Source organism: Desulfosporosinus sp. I2, from assembly GCF_000960765.1.
Lineage (GTDB): Bacteria > Bacillota > Desulfitobacteriia > Desulfitobacteriales > Desulfitobacteriaceae > Desulfosporosinus.
On record NZ_JYNH01000208.1, the window covers coordinates 1 to 5,934 of the forward strand.

Consider the following 5,934-nt stretch of genomic DNA (forward strand, 5'->3'; position numbering starts at 1 on the left):
TTAATATTGCTTCCATTCTTGGTTTAGTAGTGACCGTCAGTTCTACCTTATTGTGTCGCCAAGGGTGGCGTTGTCCAAATGACTAAGGCTCTAGCTTTAGAATGGGCCAAACATAACATCCAAGTAAATTCGCTCTGCCCAGGTTATGTTATTACTCCAATGAACGAAGCCGACCTAAAACAAGAAAAAATCCACAACCATATCACTAAAAAAATTGCTATGAGACGTTTTGGTGAAATCAGCGATATGGTCGGGGCCGCAGTTCTGATGGCATCGAATGCCTCGGACTACATGACAGGTCAAATGATTGTCATTGATGGTGGTTGGACGGCCGAATAAAGGGTGTACATATATGGATAAAAATGGAAAAACTAATGAAATATAATTAAAGGAGATTAGATTATGGGACAAATGAAAACCGTCGGGAAAAAAGCCTGGGGTTACCGGTATGTAATCCTCGTTGCAGTATGGTTATTATATGTCATCAACTATTTTGACCGAACGAGTGTCTTAATCTTCCTGCCTATGATTCGTGATGATTTGGGATTAACTCCTGCAGAAGCTGGTTTTGGGGCATCAATTTTCTTCTTTGCGTATGCCTTTGCTCAAATAAGTGGTGGATGGTTAGCTGATCGCATTGGACCTAAAAAAGTTATGGGCATCGCCATTGTTGTGTTCTCAGGCGTTACCTTTTTAACAGGTCTAGTTCGCAGCTATACCCAGTTTATTTGGATCCGTCTTTTCTTAGGTTTGGGTGAAGGACACCACTTCGCTCCAGCACACAAAACGATTGCAAACTGGTTCCCTAAAAAAGAAAAAGGGACAGCGACGTCCTTTTTCTCGACAGCTTGGGCTTTTGGACCTGCTATTATTCCCATGATCATTACTGCTTTAGCAGCAGCTTTCGGGAGCTGGCGCCCAGTGTTTTATGTACTAGCAGTTCCGGGACTTCTGGGTATGTTCATTCTTTGGTATTTTGTGAGTAATAAACCCGAAGAAATGTTAAAAAAGGGTCGCATGACCCAAGAAGAATTTGATTATATCCAAGATGGATTAGTTAGTGATAAAACTGTTGAAGGCCAAAAAGGCGGAATGTCCATCGTTGTTAGAGACAAAAACTTCTGGATATACAGCTTAGTTCTTTTCTGCAACTTAGCAATTTACTGGGGGAGTACGACTTGGATTTCTTCTTTCTTGTATGATCAACATCACTTTAGTATCAAAACCATGGGAGCCATGGTTTCTTTGCCGTATGTTGTAGCCATTATAGCCATGTTGCTTGGTGGCCGTCTTACAGACAAAGTCTTCAAAAACAAGACAAAACCCGTTCTTTTAATATCCTATATTTTCAGTATACCTGTTCTTTTCTACGTCGGTATGGTTCCGACTGGAAACGTGCCAATTATTATAACGATGCTTGTGCTGCTTGGCTTCTTCGTTAATCTGAGCTTTGGTGCTGTTTATGCATACCCTCAAATTCGCTATTCTAAAGATATCGTGGGAAGTGCCGTAGGATTATCGAATGGTTTTGGTCAATTAGGTTCATTCGTCTCACCGCTAATTGCTGGATTTTTAGTTGTCAAGACTGCTTCTGGATATTCTTACACTGGAGCCTTTATATTTTTCGCAGCTTTGTCTGTATTAGCAAGCATCGGAACGCTCTTCTTAAAAGAAGATAAATTTGTTCTGAATAAACAAAGTCAATCTGTGAATAACTCTGGTACAAATATATAAATGCCTAAATCGAGTTAGAGTTCTGGAAAATTTAGCTATAATAGAATGAAAACTCAAAAGGGGCTACAAAGCCCCTTTTGAATTAAATTTATGGAAACAGAGGATTTGATATGATTTTGTTGTTCTAGCGACTAGAGCATTGGCATCGCCCACAGAATTACTAGAAACGGACTAATGGGCATCAATAAGCTTAAAGGTCCTAGAAAATATGACTTGGAGGCTGTTTATGAAGCTTGAAGACGTAATATTAATTATGCCAATTTTACAAGAGTGGTACGACCAAGATATTTCTGTCTTTGTTGCCAATTATGAAACTATTTTAGCCGCTTATAATAATCCTAGGCTTAATCTAGGAATACAAGTAGGAGATCCTGTTTTAAAAGGTACCGTTACAGATAAGGTTTTACAATCCGGCCAAAGAACAGTTGAGCATATTTCCAAGACAAAATCTCGATTTTCAATTCCCTATATTGCAATCGGTAGTCCTATTAAAGATGACGGTATGTTCGTTGGAGTAATTTCTATCGTAATATCAACTGAAAAATACAATGCACTATTGGAAATCGGAGAAGAAATTCTCTCATCAGTTGAAGAAATCTATGCTTCTGCTGAAAATCTTTCTGCCCAAAGCCAAGAACTATCCGCGACCGCTAAAACGATGGATGATGAGACATTAAACGTTCAAAGGGATATAGTTCATGTTTCTGACATAACGATGGCCATAAAAAAAATATCACAGCAAAGCAACATTTTGGGGGTAAATGCTGCTATTGAAGCTGCTCGGGCGGGAAAAAGTGGTCAGGGATTTTGTGTCGTCGCTGATGAGATTAAAAAGCTTTCAGATCACACAAAAAAATCGGCTATAACGATCGATCAAGATGTCCTTGAAGTGAACGCATCCGTCAGCCGTTTGGTTAATTCTGTAAGCAATCTGGCCCTCGTCAGTGAATCTCAAGCTATGGGAGTAGTAGAACTTACCCAAGCATTAAATCAGATATCACATATGGCTGAAAGGCTCGTTAAATTGGGTAAAGGGAGATGATATCCATACATGTAGTGTAGCGAATTGCGACAATGTAGTAATTCGCAACATTTAATTGAATTCGTTTAGGAAGTTCTGTTGTCTGGAAATCATCGAAATCCAGGCTTTTGATGATTAACTGCCTTTCTAAATTTGGCATGAGTCTTGCAATTAATGTGGTAAGAAGCTAAACAAGCGAAAGTGCGAGATGAGAAATTCATTAGACATCGGTTACACCAAAAAAAGGAGGAGATTCTGATGATGAAGGACTAGATAGACGAACTTGATACAGGAAATGCCAAGTATGGAATAGAACTGATTGAGTACCTGAACATACGATTGGGTTACGGTTTTTAGCGGGTGCGACTAATTGAAGCAGTATAGGGAGGTACAAATGAATGGAAGAAGTAGTAATCGTAGGTGCAGCAAGAACGCCTATTGGAGATTTTTTAGGAGCCTTGAAAGATGTTTCGGCCGTTGATCTGGGGACGATAGCGGTCAAAGGTGCCTTAGAGAAAGCTGGAGTTAAGGCAAGTCTAGTGGAAGATGTTGTTGGTGGAATGGTCTATAAAGCAGGGGTAAAGGGAAACCCTGCTCGGCAAATACAACTGGCCGTTGGTATTCCGATTGAAGCTGCGGCGACAACGGTGGACCAACAATGTGCTTCGGCAATGAGAGCCTTTGAGATTGCAACCCAACAAATTCTCTTGGGTAAATCGAGTGTCAGTGTTGCTGTTGGAATTGAAAGCATGTCTAGGGCTCCCCATCTACTGCTTAATTCTAGACAAGGTATTAAGCTAGGGCCCGACACTTTACAAGATCATCTTACTTATGATGCTTTAGTAGATGCCTTTATGGGCTATCATATGGGCGTAACAGCAGAAAACCTTGCTGAAAAATACAGCATCACTCGTGAGGAACAAGATAGTCTTGCCCATCTTAGTCACACACGAGCTGTAGAAGCAATACGAAGTGGACGATACAAAGAAGAAATTGTGCCAGTTGAGATTAAGACTCGTAAAGGGATCACCATTGTTGAAGTGGATGAGCACCCTCGTGCTGATATATCTCTGGAAGGTTTGGCAAAACTTAGGACTGCCTTTAAGAAAGACGGAACTGTCACGGCAGGGAACGCATCTGGGTTGAATGATGGAGCTGCAGCTTTAGTCTTAATGACAGCCACTAAAGCTAAGGAACTGGGAATTAAGCCGATTGCCAAAGTTCTTTCCACTGCATCCTATGGCGTAGCTCCTGAAATTATGGGAATTGGACCAGCCTACGCTATCCCTAAAGCGTTAAACTATGTAAACCTTGAAATCGGCGATGTCGATTACTTTGAGATTAATGAAGCTTTTGCTGCCCAATTTTTAGCAGTTAACAAAGAGCTGAATCTTGATATGGATAAAGTTAATGCCAATGGCTCGGGAATTGCCTTAGGACATCCTGTTGGGTGTACTGGTGCGCGCATCATTGTATCCATGCTTAGCGAACTGAAACGGCGTGGTGGAAAATATGGCGTTGCCTCCCTTTGTGTTGGTGGAGGTCCGGCTATGGCAACTGTCATCGAAATGCTATAGTATTTTCTCATTCGAAAGGGGCCACCCTAGCCCTTTTTTAGTTTAAGTGATTGGAGGATTTAGTATGAAAAAGGTCGTTGTTTTAGGTGCTGGAACTATGGGCGCTGGTATTGCACTCGTTGCTGCTCAGGCAGGTTTTGAGGTGATTTTACGTGACGTTACAGAAAGTCTTGTGCAAAAAGGTCTTAAAATTATTGAAAAAATATTAAATAGAGCTGTTGAAAAAGGTAAAATGTCGGTTGAGGATAAATCGGGAATTCTGGGAAACCTCAAAGGAGTATATGACGCAAATCAACTAGCCGAGGAATTAAAAGATACAGATTTGATTATTGAAGCAATCATTGAGAACATGTCAGTAAAGAAAAGTGTCTATAAAGAATTTGATGCACAATGTCCTGAAAAAACAATCTTTGCTTCGAACACTTCTGCTCTGAGCATCAGTGAATTAGCTTCGGCAACAACTCGTCCCCAAAATGTCATTGGTATGCATTTCTTCAATCCAGCCAATATTATGCAACTTGTTGAGGTCATAGCCGGAGCAGCAACAAGCAAGGAAACGGTTGAAATCGTTAATCAATTCGTCAAAGCTATAGGAAAAGTTCCCGTTCAAGTTAAAGAATCCCCAGGTTTTATTGTGAACAGGATGCTTGTTCCATTAATCAATGAGGCTGCATTTATTTACATGGAGGGCATCGCAACGGCTGAGGATATTGACGAAGCAATGCGTCTCGGTGCTAACCATCCGATTGGTCCTCTCGCACTCGGTGATATGATCGGTTTAGATGTCTGTCTTGCGGTTATGGAAACGTTATATTCTGAATTTGGTGATCCTAAATATCGACCTTGTCCTGTTCTTAGAAAGATGGTTCGGGCAGGTTTCTTAGGGCGTAAAACCGGAAAAGGGTTCTACCAATATTAATTTCTGGGGGGAATTGAGATGTCAGTCGTTGAGCTGAAGAAAGAAAGTAGATTAGGTTTCGTGACCATTAATCGACCCAAGGTTCTCAATGCTCTCAATGGGGAAGTTCTTTCCGAATTAGATCAAATGATAACCGATATTTACCAGGACAAGGATATCGATGTCGTAATTTTTACCGGCGCAGGTGAAAAAGCGTTTGTCGCCGGAGCAGATATTTCGGAAATGAAAGATAAGTCCCCGCAAGAGAGTTATAAATTTGCACGTCAAGGCCAGGTTTTGTTGCAACGAATTCAAGAACTTCCACAACCCACCATTGCTGCAATTAATGGTTTTGCCTTTGGAGGAGGGTGTGAACTTGCGATGGCCTGTGATCTGCGCATCGCAACTGACAAGGCAAAGTTTGGACAACCTGAAGTTGCTTTAGGTATTATTCCGGGCTTTGGTGGAACTCAGCGCCTCCCGCGGCTTATTGGACGAGCAAAGGCCATGGAAATCATTCTAACAGGACGAACCATCCATGCATCTGAAGCATTGGAGTTAGGTTTGGTTAATCAAGTAGTATCTACGGAAAACCTAATAGCCGAAACGGTAAGCCTGGCAGAAGCTATTCTTTCCAAAGGACCTTATGCGATTCGACAAGCAAAAGCTGCAATTAATAAAGGGCTTGAAGTGGATATTAATAC

General features: G+C 41.2%; 5 protein-coding genes and 1 pseudogene. All 6 read left to right on the forward strand.

The genetic code is table 11. The features are described from left to right. Positions 1-51: 51 nt before the first annotated feature. Positions 52-339 (forward strand): annotated as a pseudogene (locus UF75_RS24325) (SDR family oxidoreductase); the annotation flags it as partial. Positions 340-402: 63 nt separating this feature from the next. Then, positions 403-1,734, forward strand: coding sequence for an MFS transporter (locus tag UF75_RS24330; protein ID WP_082075331.1), 1,332 nt, complete (start codon positions 403-405; stop codon positions 1,732-1,734). Positions 1,735-1,960: 226 nt separating this feature from the next. After that, positions 1,961-2,776 carry a methyl-accepting chemotaxis protein gene (locus tag UF75_RS24335; protein WP_045577102.1) on the forward strand — a complete coding sequence of 272 codons (816 nt, stop codon included), beginning with the start codon at positions 1,961-1,963 and terminating at the stop codon, positions 2,774-2,776. Positions 2,777-3,153: 377 nt separating this feature from the next. After that, positions 3,154-4,332 carry a thiolase family protein gene (locus UF75_RS24340; RefSeq protein ID WP_045577103.1) on the forward strand — a complete coding sequence of 393 codons (1,179 nt, stop codon included), beginning with the start codon at positions 3,154-3,156 and terminating at the stop codon, positions 4,330-4,332. A gap of 64 nt (positions 4,333-4,396) precedes the next feature. Further along, on the forward strand, positions 4,397-5,251 hold the full coding sequence (locus UF75_RS24345; protein ID WP_045577104.1) for a 3-hydroxybutyryl-CoA dehydrogenase: 855 nt from the start codon (positions 4,397-4,399) through the stop codon (positions 5,249-5,251). 18 nt (positions 5,252-5,269) lie between these two features. Further along, positions 5,270-5,934 (forward strand): enoyl-CoA hydratase-related protein (locus tag UF75_RS24350; protein ID WP_052693610.1); only part of this gene is annotated, 665 nt, incomplete at its 3' end.

Excerpts from the sequence above, each read along its gene's own strand:
- UF75_RS24340 (WP_045577103.1), top strand. The coding sequence starts at position 3,154 with ATGGAAGAAGTAGTAATCGTAGGTGCAGCAAGAACGCCTATTGGAGAT.
- UF75_RS24335 (WP_045577102.1), top strand. The coding sequence starts at position 1,961 with ATGAAGCTTGAAGACGTAATATTAATTATGCCAATTTTACAAGAGTGG.
- UF75_RS24345 (WP_045577104.1), top strand. The coding sequence starts at position 4,397 with ATGAAAAAGGTCGTTGTTTTAGGTGCTGGAACTATGGGCGCTGGTATT.
- UF75_RS24330 (WP_082075331.1), top strand. The coding sequence starts at position 403 with ATGGGACAAATGAAAACCGTCGGGAAAAAAGCCTGGGGTTACCGGTAT.